Annotated in this window: 19 protein-coding genes; 4 read left to right on the top strand and 15 right to left on the bottom strand. The window is 49.0% G+C overall.

Going from position 1 to position 17,330, the window contains the following annotated elements:
- Positions 1–6 precede the first annotated feature (6 nt).
- The 10 genes from EPD17_RS02700 to EPD17_RS02655 form a co-directional block, all read right to left on the bottom strand.
- A complete protein-coding gene (locus EPD17_RS02700; protein ID WP_132051560.1) occupies positions 7–732 on the bottom strand; it encodes a 2-phosphosulfolactate phosphatase in 726 nt (241 codons plus the stop codon).
- Positions 729–1,205: an SRPBCC family protein gene (locus EPD17_RS02695; protein WP_132051558.1), complete on the bottom strand. Its 477-nt coding sequence runs from the start codon at positions 1,203–1,205 to the stop codon at positions 729–731. Before EPD17_RS02695 ends, EPD17_RS02700 begins: the two co-directional genes overlap by 4 nt.
- 18 nt (positions 1,206–1,223) lie before the next feature.
- On the bottom strand, positions 1,224–2,312 hold the full coding sequence (gene gcvT, locus EPD17_RS02690; RefSeq protein WP_132051556.1) for a glycine cleavage system aminomethyltransferase GcvT: 1,089 nt from the start codon (positions 2,310–2,312) through the stop codon (positions 1,224–1,226).
- 219 nt (positions 2,313–2,531) lie between these two features.
- Complete coding sequence (locus EPD17_RS02685) at positions 2,532–3,326, bottom strand: nuclear transport factor 2 family protein (protein ID WP_132051554.1); 795 nt, start codon at positions 3,324–3,326, stop codon at positions 2,532–2,534.
- A gap of 89 nt (positions 3,327–3,415) precedes the next feature.
- On the bottom strand, positions 3,416–5,584 hold the full coding sequence (locus EPD17_RS02680) for a PspC domain-containing protein (protein ID WP_162303811.1): 2,169 nt from the start codon (positions 5,582–5,584) through the stop codon (positions 3,416–3,418).
- Between the two features lie 2 nt (positions 5,585–5,586).
- Positions 5,587–5,916, bottom strand: coding sequence for a PadR family transcriptional regulator (locus EPD17_RS02675; RefSeq protein WP_240040716.1), 330 nt, complete (start codon positions 5,914–5,916; stop codon positions 5,587–5,589).
- Between the two features lie 453 nt (positions 5,917–6,369).
- Positions 6,370–6,615 (bottom strand): hypothetical protein, encoded by a 246-nt coding sequence (locus EPD17_RS02670; protein ID WP_114234626.1) that lies wholly within the window; start codon positions 6,613–6,615, stop codon positions 6,370–6,372.
- Between the two features lie 77 nt (positions 6,616–6,692).
- Complete coding sequence (locus tag EPD17_RS02665) at positions 6,693–6,992, bottom strand: RNA recognition motif domain-containing protein (RefSeq protein WP_132051552.1); 300 nt, start codon at positions 6,990–6,992, stop codon at positions 6,693–6,695.
- 246 nt (positions 6,993–7,238) lie between these two features.
- Positions 7,239–7,673, bottom strand: a complete 435-nt coding sequence (locus tag EPD17_RS02660; RefSeq protein ID WP_132051550.1) for a hypothetical protein — start codon at positions 7,671–7,673, stop codon at positions 7,239–7,241.
- Between the two features lie 163 nt (positions 7,674–7,836).
- Positions 7,837–8,781, bottom strand: coding sequence for an isopenicillin N synthase family dioxygenase (locus EPD17_RS02655; RefSeq protein WP_132051548.1), 945 nt, complete (start codon positions 8,779–8,781; stop codon positions 7,837–7,839).
- Between the two features lie 73 nt (positions 8,782–8,854).
- Here EPD17_RS02655 and EPD17_RS02650 point away from each other — a divergent pair, with 73 nt between their 5' ends.
- The gene (locus EPD17_RS02650; RefSeq protein WP_132051546.1) at positions 8,855–9,868 is read left to right on the top strand and encodes a DUF3089 domain-containing protein; all 1,014 of its coding nucleotides are present in this window, start codon (positions 8,855–8,857) and stop codon (positions 9,866–9,868) included.
- On the opposite strand, the gene EPD17_RS02645 is transcribed toward EPD17_RS02650, so the two are convergent.
- Positions 9,846–10,391: an ExbD/TolR family protein gene (locus EPD17_RS02645; protein WP_132051544.1), complete on the bottom strand. Its 546-nt coding sequence runs from the start codon at positions 10,389–10,391 to the stop codon at positions 9,846–9,848. The two genes, EPD17_RS02650 and EPD17_RS02645, sit on opposite strands and share 23 nt — an antisense overlap.
- Before the next feature lie 128 nt (positions 10,392–10,519).
- On the opposite strand from EPD17_RS02645, the gene EPD17_RS02640 reads away from it, so the two are divergent.
- Positions 10,520–11,326: a universal stress protein gene (locus tag EPD17_RS02640; protein ID WP_165929500.1), complete on the top strand. Its 807-nt coding sequence runs from the start codon at positions 10,520–10,522 to the stop codon at positions 11,324–11,326.
- A gap of 91 nt (positions 11,327–11,417) precedes the next feature.
- Here EPD17_RS02640 and EPD17_RS02635 read toward each other — a convergent pair whose 3' ends face one another.
- Positions 11,418–11,771, bottom strand: coding sequence for a four helix bundle protein (locus EPD17_RS02635; protein ID WP_132051540.1), 354 nt, complete (start codon positions 11,769–11,771; stop codon positions 11,418–11,420).
- 120 nt (positions 11,772–11,891) lie between these two features.
- Positions 11,892–13,340, bottom strand: coding sequence for an asparagine--tRNA ligase (gene asnS, locus EPD17_RS02630; RefSeq protein ID WP_132051537.1), 1,449 nt, complete (start codon positions 13,338–13,340; stop codon positions 11,892–11,894).
- A 259-nt stretch (positions 13,341–13,599) separates the two neighbouring features.
- Between asnS and rho the strand changes: the two genes are divergently transcribed.
- Positions 13,600–15,333, top strand: a complete 1,734-nt coding sequence (rho, locus tag EPD17_RS02625; protein WP_132051535.1) for a transcription termination factor Rho — start codon at positions 13,600–13,602, stop codon at positions 15,331–15,333.
- A 168-nt stretch (positions 15,334–15,501) separates the two neighbouring features.
- Complete coding sequence (locus tag EPD17_RS02620) at positions 15,502–16,479, top strand: hypothetical protein (protein ID WP_132051533.1); 978 nt, start codon at positions 15,502–15,504, stop codon at positions 16,477–16,479.
- Positions 16,480–16,543: 64 nt separating this feature from the next.
- Here the strand turns inward: EPD17_RS02620 and EPD17_RS02615 are convergent, their stop codons facing one another.
- Both EPD17_RS02615 and EPD17_RS02610 read right to left on the bottom strand, forming a co-directional pair.
- Positions 16,544–16,774, bottom strand: coding sequence for a 4a-hydroxytetrahydrobiopterin dehydratase (locus EPD17_RS02615; RefSeq protein WP_132051531.1), 231 nt, complete (start codon positions 16,772–16,774; stop codon positions 16,544–16,546).
- A gap of 47 nt (positions 16,775–16,821) precedes the next feature.
- A complete protein-coding gene (locus tag EPD17_RS02610) occupies positions 16,822–17,256 on the bottom strand; it encodes an IPExxxVDY family protein (RefSeq protein WP_175580737.1) in 435 nt (144 codons plus the stop codon).
- Positions 17,257–17,330 lie beyond the last annotated feature (74 nt).

Raw genomic sequence — 17,330 nt, 5'->3', positions numbered from 1 at the left:
CGGCGGTTAAATCACCAGCCTTGCATCCTGGTAGTAAGGCAGCACATTGGCCAGGTCGGGGGTAAGACAATGGCGTATATCGCGTTCCAGCCCAAAGTTCATGAGGCGGTGGTAGTGCGATGCGTTGTTTTTCTGCATAAACCCAAACAGGTCGTCTTTTGCCAGGCCATACAGGTTGCGGGCCATGGCGGTGGCATCGCAGTTAATGGAAAAATGTTCGCCAATGCGGCTGGCCACAGCGCCGGCAAACAGGGTATCTTCCAGGTTCACGCGGTCTTTCCAACCTGCGCAGCCCAAGATCACGGCCTTGTTTTGCGCCACCAGGTGATCGCATACCGCCGACAGGTTTAAAAAGGCGCCGGTAACAATTTCCTGTGCGCCCCGGTTCAGCGCCATGTGCAACAACTTGGTGCCGTTGGTGGTGGTGAGCACCAGGGTTTTGCCCCCAATAAAATCGCGGGGATACTCAAACGAAGAATTGCCGTATTGCAGGCCAGGCGCAATTTGCCCATCCCGCTCACCGGCAGTGATGCATTCTATTTCGCGGCCGTACTGTATGCAGCGCTCCACGGTATCAACCGGTATAATTTGCTTAGCGCCGTTGTACATTGCCGTGGCAATGGTGCTGGTTGCCCGCAGTACATCGATCACTACAACAATGGTGTCTTTTACATCGTACAGCGGCAGCAGCGCCGGCGAAAGGCAGGTATATAACGAGGGTTTTTTGTTCATTGTGTGATATATTGATTCCACAGATTGCCTTCTGCAATGTTCTTGATGATTTCATTGCGCTGTTCTAACAATCTTGTCATGTAATTGGTTAGCCAGATCTTGTTTACCCAATGCCCCAAAACACCATACGGTGTTTCAAAACAAAACTTGTCGATCATGATGGTTCCATTGTCGCATGGTTTGAAATAGTGCGCATGTTTCATGGAAGCAAAATCTCCAGCAACTTGTTCGTCAGTGAAAAAATGCGGGGCATCCATCGCCGTTATTTTTACCTGCAGCGTTCTGTTTTTAAACAGGTGTTTTGCTTGCCAGGTAACTGTTTCGCCAATGTTGATCAACCCACTTATTTTTCCTGCAACCGGCCGTTCCGCAAACTGCTTCATTGAATGCTTGTGCACATCAATGCTCCTGCTTAATTGAAAAACCCTTTCCACAGGGGCAGCAATAAACGTGGTTAAATGAATCTGGGGCACGGCCGGCAGTTTTAATGTTTAGCTAAACGGCAGCTTCACCACTTTTGCGGTCAGTTGTTTGTCCCGCACTTTTATGTAAATGGTGCTGTCGATATCGGCATGGGCCGTTTGCACATAACCCAGGCCTATGGCTTTGCCCAGGCTGGGCGACTGTGTGCCGGAAGTAACATAACCAATAGCATTGCCATCGGCATCGCAGATCTCGTAGCCATGGCGGGGAATGCCTTTGTCTACCATTTCAAAGCCCGTCAGCTTACGCGTTACGCCGGCTTCTTTTTGCTGTTGCAAAATGTCTTTGGCCGTAAAATCAGGCTTAGCAAATTTGGTGATCCAACCCAGGCCGGCTTCCAGTGGCGATGTGGTATCGTCAATGTCGTTTCCGTACAGGCAATAACCCATTTCCAGGCGCAGCGTATCACGGGCACCCAGGCCAATGGGCTTCAATCCCTGCGGGCCACCCGCTACAAAAATGGCGTCCCATATTTTATCGGCTGCGCCGTCTTTGTCTTCAAAATAAATTTCAACGCCGCCTGCACCGGTGTAGCCCGTTGCGGATATCACCACGTTTTTTACGCCGGCAAATTCGCCGCGAACAAACGTGTAGTATTTCAGGTTCAGCACATCCATGCTGGTAAGCGGCTGCAGTATCTTGGTAGCACTGGGGCCCTGCACGGCCAGCAGACAAGTTTTTTCCGAAATGTTGTGCATTTCCACATTGCCGGTGTTGTGTTGCACAAACCAGTTCCAGTCTTTTTCAATGTTCGATGCGTTCACCACAATCATGTACACAGCTCCTTCTTCAATGCAATAAATGAGCAAGTCATCAATGATGCCGCCCTGCTCGTTGGTGAGGCAGCTGTACTGCGCTTTGCCCGCCACCAGCTTCGATGCATCGTTGGTGGTAATGCGCTGGATCAGCTCGAGTGCACCCGGCCCTTTGAGCATGAATTCGCCCATATGGCTTACATCAAACACGCCGGCAGCCTTGCGAACGGTGGCATGTTCATCGTTGATACCGGAATAAGAAATGGGCATATTGTAGCCTGCAAACGGAGCCATCTTAGCGCCCAACGCAATATGCTTGTGGGTGAACGGTGTATTTTTCATGAACGCATTTTTGAAGGGCAAAAGTAACTGTTAGTTCGGGGTTTCCTGCAGGTTGGTATTTGGGCAGTTGCGATAAAAAAAGGTTCCCAGGAATGGGAACCTTCTAAGCAAATGGCCAGCCGGCCATTTAACTTCAACCAAGGTTGTGGTGCACCGTGCAAAAGCGCCACTGCATACAAACCGCAAGTATGCTGCGATAGCGCTGCGATGCGGCAAATTTTATAGCTGCCGCAGGGTGGCCCTTTCCACCACTGCACCGTTTTCGCGTATGGTGAGGTGTTTTGTTTTTTGCCCGCTTTCGGGGCCAAATTCAAAGGTTAGGTCTCTTTCTTTTATAAAAAAACTGTGGTTGTTTGCTGCAAAAAGCGCAAACGATTGATCACCGACTGTGATGTGTAAATTGCTGCCGCTGCGTTTTACAACGATGGGACCTTTTGCGTTGCTGTTGTAGGTTCCTTCCAGCTTGTTCAGCGTTCGCCGCGATAGCTGCACTTCCTGCCGTTTGTTTTGGTACACCGCGGGTTTGTGGTCGTAGCTCAGCACCCGCGACATTTTCCATTCACCGCCACGCATTACCCACAGTTGTGTAAAACGTGCATGCCCGTCGAGGTACTCCGGCTTGCCGCCGTCCGTTACATAGAAAACATGCTCGCCGGAAATAAGGGCGCCGTACACCGCGCCGTTGCTGTACATGGGAAACACCTGCACGGTACCGGCCACTGCCTCGCGGCGCAGCTTATAACCCGGCGTGCCGCACATGCCCTTTTTTACGTTGGCCGAAAGCGTGGCCAGGCCTGTTGTAGCGCCGCCTTTATCGTGGTAAAATTCTACGTCTTCGGTAAACAGTGCATCCATGCCCGCAACATCGCAGCGGTTGTATGCAGCCCAAAAGGCGCTGTCTTTTTGAATAATAGTCGAACTGATATCTCCCTGCTGCGCCTGTGCCACTACCGGTTGCGCATAACCTAAAAACAAGGTAACTGCGGCAATGATGGGTGTGCTGAACGATTTCATAATGCTGGTGTTTTGATGGGTGTGCAAGGCATAACACAGGGAGCGGGAAAGTGCAGCAGTGCCGCCTGGCGGGGCAACACTGCCTTATGTTATATCATAAACGGAAATGTAGGCATCAGTGCAAAGGCTGTGGTTTCGGGTTTGATGCGGATGGGTGCACTGGTAGAGGTACGCTCCAACTCTTCGAGGCGGCGGCGCTCTTCTTGCAGCTGGCGTTCTTTTTCTTCAATGCTGCGGCGCAGGCTGTCGCCGCTGTTGCCGCCTTTGTATTCGTAAACACCTTCGCTTTGCTCGGTAGTAGTGCTGCTCGATTGTACATCGGTAGAAACCAGGTCGCCGTTTTCGGTCATCACATAATCCACACCGGTTTGCCAGTCAAATGAGCGGTCGTCCCAATCCCAGTCGCGGTTGCGGCGGCCAGGCTCGCCAATGCGTACGTTCATGGGTTCCAGTTTATCGGTAACCGAAGGATCGAAGCGGAGCTTTTTGCCGACAGGCACCCGTATTTCCACTACTACTTCCTGTCCGCGGAACTTGTTGTTGCGGCCGATGGCAAAACCGCTTCCCAGGTTCAGCACGCTGTCGGCGTAGTTCACGGCGTATTTAATGTTGCCGGCTCTTGTTTCGGCTGCACGACGGCTGTTGCCGCGGCTATATTTATACACCGTAACCTTGTAGTTCGAGTCTTCGCTTTTTACCACGCGGATGTCTACATTGGCCAGCTTCATGCTGTCTTCGGTGAGGTCCCAACCCATGTTTTCGTTGTCGTCTACCCACCACCAGTCGCCGCTGTATTCAATGGCAGGCTCGGCTACGTTCACCAGCATGCGGCTGTTGAGCGGCTGTGCTACCACCACATCCTGGGCCACTTCTTTTTTAAACCTGAAATCTTTTCCCAGCGATGCAGCCAGCAGCGAAGCGCTGATCCAGCCTAGGGTCCAGAGGCCCGCAAAGGTCCAACCCAGGTAGTGGCGCTGCGAACGAACTTTCATGAGGCGGCGCACCAGCCAGGTAATAAAAGCTACCAGCGGCACGGCCAGAAACAGGATGATGGTGCCCCAGAAAAATGTTTTTTGCCAAAAACCATCGAGCACAAAATCCATTATGCTTTCCTTCATTGGCCACAAGGCCGGTCCACCGCCAAAAATCAGTACGATCAGGCCTACAAACAAGCCAAAGGCAATGGAGCCGGCAATGAAAATAAAGAAGGCTTTGAACAGCACACCTATTGCATGGCCGATGCCGCTGGCTACAGGGCGGGCAGTTTGGGCCACTTCGGCGGCAAAGCTGCGGCCGCGGGTGTTTACAAACTCCGATGCTTCGGCGCTAAAACGCTGGGCAGAGTCGCGTACCTCCTGGCCAAAAGCCTGGGCACGGTCCTGCACGTTTTGCTTGATGGAGTTTACATCCACCTTTTCGCCGCGCATCTCCATTTTTTCAAACGGAGAGCGGGCTTCGGGCAGCACAATCCACAGCACTATGTAAGCGAGGAAGAACGTGCCGGTGAGTGATCCTGCAAAAAAGTTGGGAAAATTGGGTCCATCAAATGGATCAAAAACACCATTCAGTACAGAGATCACAATGTTGAGCAGCAGCGGTGCGGCAAATATGAGGCGGATGGTGCTGGCCGATTTGTTGAAATAAGCACCCAGGCCACCGGCTACCCCGCCAATGATGCGGTCTTCGGGGTTGCGAAAAAGGCGTTTACCAGAATAACCGTCCAGATCGCTTGCCGGCAAAATAGCCCAGGCAAGGATGTAGAGCAAAAAGCCAAAACCAAAGCCGCCAAAAGTGATGATGGCAAACAGGATGCGCACCACCGCGGGGTCGACATTGATGTAGTTGGCAATACCGGCACACACACCGCCCAGCATTTTATCGCTGCTGTCGCGGTACAGGCGGCCTTTGAAGCGCTGCTTGCCGCCGGTGCTTTGGCTGTAAGTAAAATTGGGCTCGTAAGGGGCGCCGGCAGTTTGGCTTGCGGCTTCGCCTTCGGTGGCTTCAAAATCTTCTACGCGGCCCATGGAACCGATGATTTCGTCCATATCGGCTTCGGTAACGGCGGCGGCACCTTTGCGCACTTTATCGTTCATCAGTTCGGCAATGCGGCTTTCAATGTCGTTGATGATCTCGTCGCGGCCTTCTTCGGCGGCAAAGTAGCGGCGCAGGCTTTCGATATAGCGTTGCAAACTTTCATAAGCAGCGTCTTCGATGGGAATTACCCTGCCGGAAAGGTTGATGTTAATAATCTTTTTCATTGTTATTGCGGTTTGGTTGAAGTTTCGATCGTTGACTGGCTGGTAAGTGCATTGACGCCGTTGGAGAGTTCCTGCCATGTTTGCTCCAGTTCGCTGTAAAAGGCGGCTCCTTTTTCAGTGAGGGAGAAGTATTTGCGGGGCGGCCCCGAAGAACTTTCCACCCACCGGTAGGTGAGCATGTCGGCGTTTTTGAGGCGGGTAAGCAGGGGATATAATGTGCCTTCCAGGATTTGAAGGTTGGCGGCCCGCATTTCTTCCACAATATCGGAGGGGTAGGCCTCACCCCGGCGAATGATGGAAAGAATGCAAAACTCCAGAATCCCCTTCCGCATTTGGCTTTGTGTGTTTTCGATATTCATATCGGTAACCTCCTTCTGGGTTTTTGTTTTGTTGAAACAAAGCTAATGGAATTTTTAGTACTATGCAAACTAAAGTACCAGTTTTTTTATGGTAACTGACGCTGCCGAGTATTATCAACATCATATTTGCCTTGATTATCAATGTCTAAAGGAGTTTATCAAATAGTAAGAAGTTTTTGGGCGGCAATAAAACGGGATGGATGGACACCAAAAAAGCGTCTGGATGGACGCTTTTGGGCTTAAACAATGATTTTTTAGACTTGGGCTTTACGGAATAATAGCAAAAAAAACGAATTGCTGGTATGCCGCATCAACACCGGCTCCATATGAACCGGCACGAGCATGTTTTGATATCAATTACAGGAAAACGATTACCAACCGCTTGTAAACGTTGCCTTGTTCGTGCCCTGTTTTAATCAACAATATTTAGTTCAAACGCGTATCGCGAATGGCATCAGACAACTGTGATTCGATGGCATATAGCCAGCGCAGTGAACCGGGGTTAAGTTTCCACCTGTTTTCTGCAGCGCGGCTCAGGCTAAAAGAAATAGGCTTTTGTTTTTCATCTTTCGATGTAATAAAAAACTTGACGCCGTTCATATTCTCCATCCTTGTAAATACAAACAGCCTGCTTTCATTGTCCACTAATATTTCCTTTGAAAATCGATCCATGATGTATTGTTTAAACGATGAAAAAACGATACAATAAAAAACCCCGGATGACCGGGGTTTTTTATTGTATCGTTGTATTAATACCTGTTCTTGTTATAACTGTCGCTATTATTAAAGTTGCGGGCGGGCCTTTCTTCTTTAGGCTTCGCCTCCATTACTTTAATGGTTCTGCCATCAACGTTTGCTTCATTTAATTCAGCAATTGCTTTTTTGGAGGCAGTATCATCGCTCATTTCCACAAAGCCAAATCCCCTGGAGCGGCCTGTTTCCCTGTCGTTGATAATCTTAGCAGAAGTTACTTCACCATAAGGTGCAAAAAATTCTCTTAAGTCTTCATCCTGTACGTTGAAGCTTAAGTTTGAAACGTAAATGTTCATTCTTAAAAAATAAGTAAATTAAAATGTACTTGAGGAAGGCGAAGAGTAAAAACTAACTAAGATGCAACGGAGCAGGATAATTACTGAATACTAGTGCGAGGCTCAAATTGACTTGGTGAAGGTAGCGTAATTAAAATCAACAGACACAAAACAAATCACAAAGTATATACAACATGCCATTGGGCTACAGTTGATGCTATACTCTACGAGGTCCCTGATGCTGTATACTAACAATGACCAAAAAGATCACCGAATGGGATCCCAGCCAATCAACAGCGTTATTGGCGACAATAGCATTGTGTTCTTTCTTTGATACAAATCATTGCTCAGTTCCCACCGTTTGATTTCGACCGGCCCTTCATCTTTAGTATGATATAAAAAGAACGGAAAGAGCAAAACATGGGCTTCTGCACTTTCCAACCATTGTCCACTTGTGGACAAAATAATTCGTTGCAGGTCTGTATAACCCTCAGTAGTATCCTTACTAAAAGTTGTAACCGGTTTTATTTCGCCCCTTTCGATTGTTGCTGCAATCAAATGAAATGTATTCTTTGAATAATTAGGAGGTGATTTAGCGATCAAAGAGTCTATTGTTCGTCTTAACCTTGCATCGCCACCCCGAAACAAACTGCCGTCACTCTGACCCATTGCATCTATAACAGCAATGTTCAGGAACATCATAAGCAGTAACCTAATTTTTTTGAACGCGACTGCTCGCATTGTGCATTTTTGAATTTAAAAGCAAAGTTAAAAATAGACCGAATCGGCCTCATGGCCGAAAATACAGAAAGCGCCTTGCAGCGCCTTCTTGTCAATCGTTCCTAATCATTAACATCACCGGTTCCTATTTCTTCAACCCGATCTCCGCTAGTCGCTCATCCAGGTATTCACCGGCGGTAGCATCTTCATAAGCTTTAGGGTTAGCGGCATCCACGCATCCTTCCAAGCAAGCCAAATTCATCGATGCTTTGGGATGCAGGAAAAATGGAATGGAATAACGGCTGGTATTCCACAATTCCCGCGGCGGGTTTACCACGCGGTGCGTGGTGGAGCGCAGTTTGTTGTTGGTAAGCCGCTGCAGCATATCGCCCACATTCACCACAATCTGCTCCGGCAGCGAGGTTACACCTACCCACTCATTTTGTTTGGTCAATATTTGCAAACCATCGGCCGATGCGCCTACCAATAAAGTAATGAGGTTGATGTCTTCGTGCTGCTCGGCGCGGATGGAACTTTTGGGTTCGCCGATAATGGGCGGGTAATGAATGGCCCGCAAAATGGAATTGCCGTTGTGCACATACTGCTCAAAATATTGTTCGTCGAGGCCCAGGTACAGCGCAATGGCCTGCAGCAGGGCACGGCCGCTGCGTTCAAAGTTTTTATAAGCAGCCAGCAGTGTAGGCGTAAACTGCGGCACTTCGTCCACCGTTACGTTGTCGGGGTATTGTGCTTTGATAGTATCACCGTCTTCCACCGTTTGACCAAACTGGAAAAACTCTTTCAGGTCGGGTGCTTCAAATCCTTTGGCGTGTTCGCGGCCAAAAGAAGTGTAGCCCCGCTGGCCGGCCAGCTCCTTTTTTTCGTACGATAATTTTACATCGGTAGGCAGCGCAAAAAACTGCTGCACATATTGATAGAGGTCGGCAATTAAATCATCGGGGATGCCGTGGTTTTTTACCCCTACAAAACCCACTTCTTCATAGGCATTGCCCAGCGCCTGCACAAATTGTTGCTTGCGGGCAGCATCGCCACTCAGAAAATCGGACAGGTCTACCACAGGTATCGTCATAACACAATTTTTTATTTAGGGAAATGAGGGCAAATTTACACCGCCGGTTATTCACACAAAATTTATTGTACCTATGCGCGGTCTGTTCCTTTTCCTCCCTGCATTTTGGCTGATGGCATGCACTGCGCAAAGAGCGGGTTATACACATGAGCAGTCCACCAGCACGCCGGCTGCTGCCCCGCAATACAGCGATCTTTTTTACTGGGCCGCACACCCGCACAAATGGGATCCGTCGGACAGTGTGCCGCAACCCCTGCGCAGCGAACCACGCGATACTATTGCCGATGTATTTTTTATACACCCCACTACGTTTACACAAAAAGGATTGCAGGGAAATGCTTTGCTGCACGATACCGGGCTGAACCGCAAAACCGATGGCAGCAGCATCCTGTTCCAGGCATCGGCATTCAACCAGCATGCACGGGTGTTTGCACCCCGCTACCGGCAGGCGCACTACGGTTCATTTTTTCTTGATTCAGCTGCAGCCATTCCCATTTTTGATACGGCCTATAATGACGTGAAAACAGCGTTTGCATATTACCTGCAACACCATCACAACAAACGTCCCATTGTTATTGCATCGCACAGCCAGGGCGCACTGCTCGCCATCAGGTTGCTGCACGATTTTTTTGATGGCAAACCTTTGCAACAACACCTGGTGGCTGCATACATTGTTGGCTGGCCGGTAAAGCGCAACGAGTTTGCACAAATACAAGTGTGCAGCACACCGGGGCAAACCGGTTGCTTTGCCAGTTGGCGCACATTTAAAGAAGGCTATGTGCCTCCTTATATTGCTTTGGAAAAAGGCAACGCAGCCGTGGTAAACCCGCTGCACTGGCGCATATCGGAAGATGTGGCGCCGTACAGCATGAACAAAGGCAGCGTGTTGCGCCAGTTTAATAAAGTGGTGCCACAAGTGGCCGATGCACGCATTGCGCCGCAGGGTGTATTGTGGGTAAGCAAGCTGCGGTTTCCGGGGGCTTTTTTACTCAATACATCCAATTACCACATTGGCGACATCAACCTGTTTTATGTAAATGTGCGGCAAAATGTTGCCGAACGCATCAGGGCATTTGTGCAGCAATAGGTTCGCCTTTCATCCATGCAGATTCTGCTTCGGTTGGTGCCACCAATGCGTAGCGGGTTACGCTGTTGATGGTTACTTCATCGAGTACATCCACCACATTTTTGTAGGATGCATCAGCAGAAGGTTTTACCAGCAGTACTAAATCTTTGGCGGAGCGGCCTGCAGACAACAACTGTTGTTGCTTTTGCCTGATGAGGGCACCAACACCTTTGGTGATATGGTAGTTGCTGTGCATGATTTTTTTATTGTACACAGCATCGTCCCAAAAGCCGTGGTACGCGGCCACTTCATTATTTCGGCCAAGCAACACCGTTAGTGTTACCGATTCGCCCGAATCCATGGGTGGTCCATCGGCCGGCACCGACAGGGGCATTACTGCCTGGCTGCCCATAGTGGTAGTAAAAATAAAAAAGGTGATGAGCAAAAAGCCGAGGTCAACAAGCGGGGTCATGTCTACACGCAACGATGGACGGTACATTCGGGGCCCTTTGCCGCTGGCAGATGGTGTGGGTAAGCTGGCCATGGTTTATTTTTAATGATAAGATTCAGTACGGCACAAAATGCACATCATTTCAGACCCGATTTTTGTTTGTAGCTTTCAACAGGTGCCGTGGTGCCGTGGTGCCGTTTTTGCCACCCAAAAAACGCTATATGAATACGATCATCATTCCTACCGATTTTTCAGCCAGTGCAGAAAATGCTGCGGTGTTCGCCGCACACCTGGCACGCCAGGTGCAGGCCCGCTTACTGCTGGTGCATGTGTATCAAATACCGGTAACCATGAATGACATGCCGGTAATGGTGTTATCGGCCGATGAACTGCGCCGCAGCGCCGACGAGCAACTGACCCGCCAGCGCACCGATCTGCAGGCACAGTTTGGCGATGTACTGATAGAAGCAGAAAGCCGCCTCGGCAACATCAACGACGAGCTGGACGATCTTTGCCAGGAAATAAAACCAGTGGCACTGGTAATGGGTACGCATGGTACCAGCGGGCTGGAGCGGATGCTTTTTGGCAGTACAACTGCGTCGGTTATGCGCCACAATCAACTGCCCGTAATTGCCGTGCCCAAAGACCATAAACGATATGGGCTGCGCAAAATAGTGCTGGCTGCCGACCTCCTGGATCAATCGAAAATTCCCACGCAACGCATCATTGAAGTAACACAGCAACTCGGTGCATCACTCGACCTGGTGCATGTGGCCATCAACAACGCATCCACTACCGATGCATCGCGCCAACTGTTGGAAAAGCTGCAGCCGCTGCAACCCAGTTTTCATACCGTACAGCACCAAAATGTTCGTGATGGTTTGGTGCAATACCTGCTCGACTACGAGGCTGATCTGTTGATGGTGTTACCCCACGAACACAACCTGATTGAACGCCTGTTTTTTAAACTGCACACCGAAGATATTGTGCGGCATGCACCCGTGCCGGTGATGGCGATCAGGTGTTGAGAGAAGTCCGAAGACAGAAGTCCGGAAAGTCGGAAGACGAGATTTGCAGTTGTAAGTGTCTTTTGATTTTCCGGATTTTATGTTTTGTGGTTTAACTCAATGACCTGCGCAGACCGGTGATCATGGCCAGAATTTCTTCACACGAAGAATAAATCATAGAAAAGTCTTCATGACTGATGATGTTGCGTTTTTGTGCAATGAAAATGCAGCCGACAACTTCAATATTTGAACGCAAAGCGATTTGCAGAAATCTACCGAATTCATTATTTGATAAACTGGTGGAACCTTCTGCGATGTTTAAACAAATAGAATCAGCGGCACGTTTTATTTGCGTTGCCAGTACAAACATTTCTTCCTTAGGAAATTTTCTGGAAACATCATGAACAACGCCTGTTAATTCAAGCGCTTTTTGCCAAACCGTAAGTTTTTCAAATTTGAATGGCATTGCAGTTAGTTTGAAGTAAAATACAAATTGCTTCAAACAAAAAAGTCCGGAAAGCCAAAAGACGCTCAGTACAACAGTACCCGTCTTCCGACTTTCCGGACTTCCGTCTTCCGTCTCCTACTAAAACTCCGCACTCTTCGGCGTACGCGGAAAAGCAATCACATCGCGGATGTTGCCCATGCCGGTGACAAATTGCACCATGCGTTCAAAGCCAAGGCCAAAGCCGGCATGCGGCACGGTACCAAAGCGGCGGGTATCGAGGTACCACCACAATTCTTCGTGCGGAATGTTCATGGCGGTCATGCGTTGCTCCAGTTTATCGAGGCGTTCCTCACGCTGCGAGCCACCCACAATTTCACCGATGCCCGGTGCCAAGATGTCCATGGCAGCAACGGTTTCGCGGCCCGGTGCACAACCATCATCCTGGCGCATATAAAACGCTTTGATAGCAGCCGGGTAGTTAGTAACAATCACTGGTTTTTTAAAATGCTTTTCTACCAGGTAGCGTTCGTGTTCGCTTTGCATGTCGATGCCCCAGGCCACATCGTACTGAAACTTTTTCTTTTTATAATGCGGCGACTGCAGCAAGATATCGATGGCTTCAGTGTAGGTGATGCGTTCAAATTTATTGTCCACCACAAACTGTAATTTCTGGATCAGATCCATTTCATTACGTTCGGCTTGCGGCTTGCTTTTTTCTTCGTCCAATAGGCGCTGGCGCAAAAACTCAAGGTCTTCTGCGTTGTGCTCCATTACATGCCGAATGAGGTATTGAATAAATTCTTCGGCAAGGTTGGCGTTGTCTTCCAGATCGCAAAAAGCCATCTCCGGTTCAATCATCCAAAACTCCGCAAGGTGCCGTGCAGTGTTCGAGTTTTCGGCACGGAACGTAGGCCCAAATGTATAGATCTCACCAAAAGCAGTAGCACCCAGTTCGCCTTCCAGTTGCCCGCTCACCGTAAGGTTGGTGGCGCGGCCAAAAAAGTCTTCTGCAAAATCAATGGTGCCATCTTCCTTGCGCGGCGGGTTGTCGAACGGTAATGTAGAAACGCGAAACATTTCGCCGGCACCTTCTGCATCCGATGCAGTGATGATAGGCGTATGCAGGTACACAAAACCTTTTTCATTGTAAAACTTATGCACCGCAAATGCCAGCGAATGGCGAATGCGAAACACCGATCCGAATGTGTTGGTGCGAAAACGCAGGTGCGCTATTTCACGCAAAAACTCGAGGCTGTGTTTTTTGGGTTGCAGCGGGTATTTTTCCGAATCCGAATCGCCCAGTATTTCCACATGTTCGGCCTTTACTTCCACAGCCTGTCCTTTGCCCAACGATGCCACAACAGTACCGGTGACTTTCAGCGATGCCGATGTGGTAATGCGCCGCAGCAGCGCATCATCAAACTTACCCAGCTCCAGCACCACTTGCAGGTTGGCGTTGGTAGAGCCATCGTTGAGGGCTACAAACTGATTGTTGCGAAATGTACGCACCCAGCCCATTACCGTCACCGATTGTCCTTCGGGCTGCATTTGCAACAGCGCTTTTATTTTGGTCCTGTTATTGAACATATAAAATTAGAATGAGGGGCAAAGATAATGGAGCAAAAGGAGCAATTTGCGCCTGATAATTAGCATGAGCCTGATATTGGCGGCGACCGAAAAATTTTTGGTTTTCTCTTTTTAGGCGTATAATTGCAGCGGAATGCGTTGAGCGATCAATCCCTTATTCTCTCGCAACAACCGGTTTTCAATTTTTTTCCATTCAATTTTTAGCAACGCCTCATAGCTATCTGCCATACCAGGGCGTAAAAAAGAACTTTCATTTAGTATGTACGATATTTTGCAATTGAACGATATGATCGTTCCTGAATTGCTGGACATTGCCGAACAACTTCGCATTGACAACGCCAACAAATTAGATAAGCAGGAACTTATTTATAAAATACTGGATCGCCAGGCTGTAGTGGCCAGCGAAGGCAAGGCTGCTCCGCAAGGCGACCGTCCGCGCCGCAAACGCATCATCAAAGCGTCTACGGCCAACTCCACCGAAGAGGCAGTGGTGGAAGATATTGCACCGGACCCCGTACCCGAAGCAGCAGCAGTTGTGGCACCAGCCCCGGAGCCGGCAGCAGCGCCCCAACAACAAGCCGATGGCAAACGCATTGTACGCAAAGCCGCACCAGTAAAAAAAGAAGCACCACAAAAACAGGAAGCACCGCAAAAGCGTGGCCGCAAAAAGCAGGACGAAGCAGCACCCGTTGCACCCGAACTGCAATTGCAACTGCCCGTAGCCGAACCCGAAGCAGCACAGCAACCCGAACAACCCGTTCAGGAAGAAGTACAAGCGCCTGAAAACGCGATTTCGGATGCAGCCCGCGCCGAAAAATTTTTACAGGCCACCAACAAGCTTTTTGAAAAACGCCGCGAACAACAGTTCAATATCGAATTTGATGGCATCATCATTGGCGAAGGCGTTTTGGAAATGATGCCCGATGGTTATGGCTTTCTTCGCTCCTCCGATTACAACTACCTTTCTTCTCCCGATGATATTTATGTGTCGCCCTCACAGATCAAATTGTTTGGTCTGAAAACCGGCGATACGGTGTATGGATCGGTACGTCCACCAAAAGAAGGCGAGAAATATTTCGCCCTCCTGAAAGTGGATACCATCAATGGTAAAAAACCAGAAGATGTACGGGACCGCGTTCCATTTGATTACCTCACACCGCTGTTTCCGTTTGAGAAACTGAACCTGTTTACCACGCCCACCAATTACAGCACCCGCATTGTTGACCTGTTTACCCCAATTGGTAAAGGCCAGCGCGGATTGATTGTGGCGCAGCCAAAAGTGGGTAAAACAGTGCTGCTGAAAGAAGTGGCCAACGCTATTGCAGCCAACCACCCCGATGTGTACCTGATGGTGGTGCTGATTGACGAACGTCCTGAAGAAGTTACCGATATGGAACGCTCTGTTCGTGCCGAGGTAATTGCTTCTACGTTTGACGAGCCCGCTGAAAAACACGTAAAGGTTTCTACCATTGCCATGCAAAAAGCAAAGCGCCTGGTAGAGTGTGGCCACGATGTGGTGATCCTGCTCGATTCTATTACCCGCCTGGCCCGTGCACACAACACCGTGGCGCCTTCATCGGGTAAGGTATTGTCGGGTGGTGTGGAAGCCAATGCCATGCAAAAGCCAAAACAATTTTTTGGCGCAGCCCGCAAAATTGAATTTGGCGGATCGCTCACCATTATTGCAACAGCACTGGTGGATACCGGTTCGAAGATGGACGAAGTGATCTTTGAAGAATTTAAAGGTACCGGCAACATGGAACTGCAACTGGACCGCCGCCTGGCCAACCGCCGGATTTTCCCGGCCATCGACCTTACGGCATCGAGCACCCGCCGAGATGATTTGCTGTTGGACAAAGACGTGCTGCAGCGCATGAACCTGCTGCGCGTATATCTTACCGATATGAACACCGAAGAAGCAATGAACGAATTGCTGAAACGGATGCGGGGCACCAAAAGCAACGAAGAGTTTTTGGCTAGCATGAACCGATAATTATCAAATGCATTATATTGTAAAAATGCCCTCTGACCGAAGGGCATTTTTTTATGGTGGCAAAACCAGCAGCCAAGAATTTTTTAGCCGCCGGGCAAGAATCCGGAAAAGAATACGTTTTTTTACAATCTGATCCAGTTCCTGAAAAACGGCCATCCGCCAACCAACATGAAAAACCTTTTTTGTTTTATACTTCTATTTAGCGCCTGCTCCCTTCATGCCCAAAATATCAGCGGCTTTTACTCCGGCACGTTGCTAAACGACAGCACCGGCAAAGAACAACAATACGAGCTTGCCTTGAGCGAATACCGCGGCAAGATCACTGGCTACTCCTACACCACCTTTATTGTAGATGACAAGTTTTATTACAGTGTAAAACGTGTGAAAGCACAACGCAACAATGGCACACTGGAAGTGGAAGATGTAAAAATGCTGGGTAATAATTTTCCGCAGGCACCCGACAAAGGTGTGCGGCAGGTGATGATCATTCCGTTGAACGAAAGGGACAGCATTACCGAAATAAAAGGCACCTGGAAAACCACTGAATCGAAAAAACATCGCTTTTACTCAATTGGTGGTGCTATGGAAATGCGCCGCGAAGCAGACAGTAGCCGCATGGCGTTGCTTGGGCATTTGAAAGACCTGGGCGAATGGCAACAACCCGTTGCACAGCCTGCACCGCAAACCATTGCTGCTGCACCAACACCGGCGGCAAAACAATCCACGCCGAAAGCTACAGAACCCAAGCCCGCAGCGGAAAACAAAAATCCTGTTGCCCCTCCGGTATTGGCTTATAACAAACGTTCCGAACAAGTGGCCGAACGCTTTGTGGCCACCACCGATAGCCTGGTGCTGCATTTTTACGACAACGGTATGGTGGATGGCGATACCATTTCGGTGTACCTCAATGGGACCAATATCATCAGCAAAACGAAACTTACTGCAGCAGCAGCCAAGCAAACCATTCAACTCGATCCTTCCATTGAAGTGCATAAGCTGGTGCTGGTTGCTGAAAACCTGGGCACCATTCCGCCCAACACCGGACTGCTGGTAATCCAGGATGGTACACAGCGCCACCAGGTGCATTTCACCGCCGACCTGCAAACCAATGCAGCCATCGAGTTTAGAAGAAGAAAGGATAAATAGGAGCGCACAAAAAAACCCATGCAGTAAACACACTGCATGGGTTCGAATATCGTTTATTACACTGCTATTTTATGGCATCAATTTGCGCGGCCAGCTTGCGGTCTTTATCGGTGATGGTGTTGCCGGCGCTGTGTGTATTCAGCCAAATTTCTACTGTATTCCACACATTGGTCCAGCGTGGATGATGATCGGCTTTTTCAGCCAACAACGCCACATGGGTCATGAACGCAAATGCTTCCGAAAAATCGGCAAATTCAAACTTGCGGTATAGCGCATTATTTTGTTCCTGCCACATGGGGGTAATTTGAAAATGAGGGGATTTGAAAATGGAAACAGTCTTAATTAAAACACCAGGTGTTCCTTGTTGCGGATCTTTTCGTTGTTTAATTCGGTAACCAGTTGCACACCGCGAATTTGTTTGATGGAGTGCACCAGGTGATCGAGTTGCGTGGTTTCAGCATCATCGCCTTTCAGCAACCACAAAAAATCCAGGTGCCTGAATTCGGGCAGCAAGTATTCGCCATCAAACTGGTTGTTGTACAAGTAATGCTCCACCGAGTTGTAGGGCTCGCAGTATTGGTAAATGGCAAAAAAGTAATTGCGCTTTTTCTTGGTGAGCTGTATTTCGATTTCGTTGTTGATTCTGAAATCAATGCCAAGCTTGTGATTGAGTTGCCAGCAAAACTGGTAATCCTTGATTGGCGCCATGATGCCCAGCAAGCGTGTTTCTGCAAAAAAGCAGTCGGTCATTTCTCTAGGATCAAGTACTAATTTCATTATTACCAAGTTACTAAGTACACAAATGTAGGGTGCTCAAATCAGGTTTATATGCGGGAATAAATGTCCACAAT

It is taken from the genome of Pseudocnuella soli, from assembly GCF_004347775.1.
Taxonomy (GTDB): domain Bacteria; phylum Bacteroidota; class Bacteroidia; order Chitinophagales; family Chitinophagaceae; genus Flavisolibacter; species Flavisolibacter aquaticus.
The sequence above is the reverse complement of the archived record's forward strand: the minus strand, read 5'-3'. Positions and strand labels throughout refer to the sequence as shown.

Bases quoted from the DNA above. Each gene is read 5' to 3' on its own strand.
- EPD17_RS02650 (WP_132051546.1), top strand. From the start codon at position 8,855: ATGCGCGGTCTGTTCCTTTTCCTCCCTGCATTTTGGCTGATGGCATGC.
- rho (WP_132051535.1), top strand. From the start codon at position 13,600: ATGTACGATATTTTGCAATTGAACGATATGATCGTTCCTGAATTGCTG.
- gcvT (WP_132051556.1), bottom strand. From the start codon at position 2,312: ATGAAAAATACACCGTTCACCCACAAGCATATTGCGTTGGGCGCTAAG.
- EPD17_RS02685 (WP_132051554.1), bottom strand. From the start codon at position 3,326: ATGAAATCGTTCAGCACACCCATCATTGCCGCAGTTACCTTGTTTTTA.
- EPD17_RS02620 (WP_132051533.1), top strand. From the start codon at position 15,502: ATGAAAAACCTTTTTTGTTTTATACTTCTATTTAGCGCCTGCTCCCTT.
- EPD17_RS02675 (WP_240040716.1), bottom strand. From the start codon at position 5,916: ATGCGGAAGGGGATTCTGGAGTTTTGCATTCTTTCCATCATTCGCCGG.
- EPD17_RS02635 (WP_132051540.1), bottom strand. From the start codon at position 11,771: ATGCCATTCAAATTTGAAAAACTTACGGTTTGGCAAAAAGCGCTTGAA.
- EPD17_RS02700 (WP_132051560.1), bottom strand. From the start codon at position 732: ATGAACAAAAAACCCTCGTTATATACCTGCCTTTCGCCGGCGCTGCTG.
- EPD17_RS02660 (WP_132051550.1), bottom strand. From the start codon at position 7,673: ATGATGTTCCTGAACATTGCTGTTATAGATGCAATGGGTCAGAGTGAC.
- EPD17_RS02615 (WP_132051531.1), bottom strand. From the start codon at position 16,774: ATGTGGCAGGAACAAAATAATGCGCTATACCGCAAGTTTGAATTTGCC.
- EPD17_RS02670 (WP_114234626.1), bottom strand. From the start codon at position 6,615: ATGGATCGATTTTCAAAGGAAATATTAGTGGACAATGAAAGCAGGCTG.
- EPD17_RS02655 (WP_132051548.1), bottom strand. From the start codon at position 8,781: ATGACGATACCTGTGGTAGACCTGTCCGATTTTCTGAGTGGCGATGCT.
- EPD17_RS02665 (WP_132051552.1), bottom strand. From the start codon at position 6,992: ATGAACATTTACGTTTCAAACTTAAGCTTCAACGTACAGGATGAAGAC.
- EPD17_RS02640 (WP_165929500.1), top strand. From the start codon at position 10,520: ATGAATACGATCATCATTCCTACCGATTTTTCAGCCAGTGCAGAAAAT.
- EPD17_RS02610 (WP_175580737.1), bottom strand. From the start codon at position 17,256: ATGAAATTAGTACTTGATCCTAGAGAAATGACCGACTGCTTTTTTGCA.
- asnS (WP_132051537.1), bottom strand. From the start codon at position 13,340: ATGTTCAATAACAGGACCAAAATAAAAGCGCTGTTGCAAATGCAGCCC.
- EPD17_RS02645 (WP_132051544.1), bottom strand. From the start codon at position 10,391: ATGGCCAGCTTACCCACACCATCTGCCAGCGGCAAAGGGCCCCGAATG.
- EPD17_RS02680 (WP_162303811.1), bottom strand. From the start codon at position 5,584: ATGAAAAAGATTATTAACATCAACCTTTCCGGCAGGGTAATTCCCATC.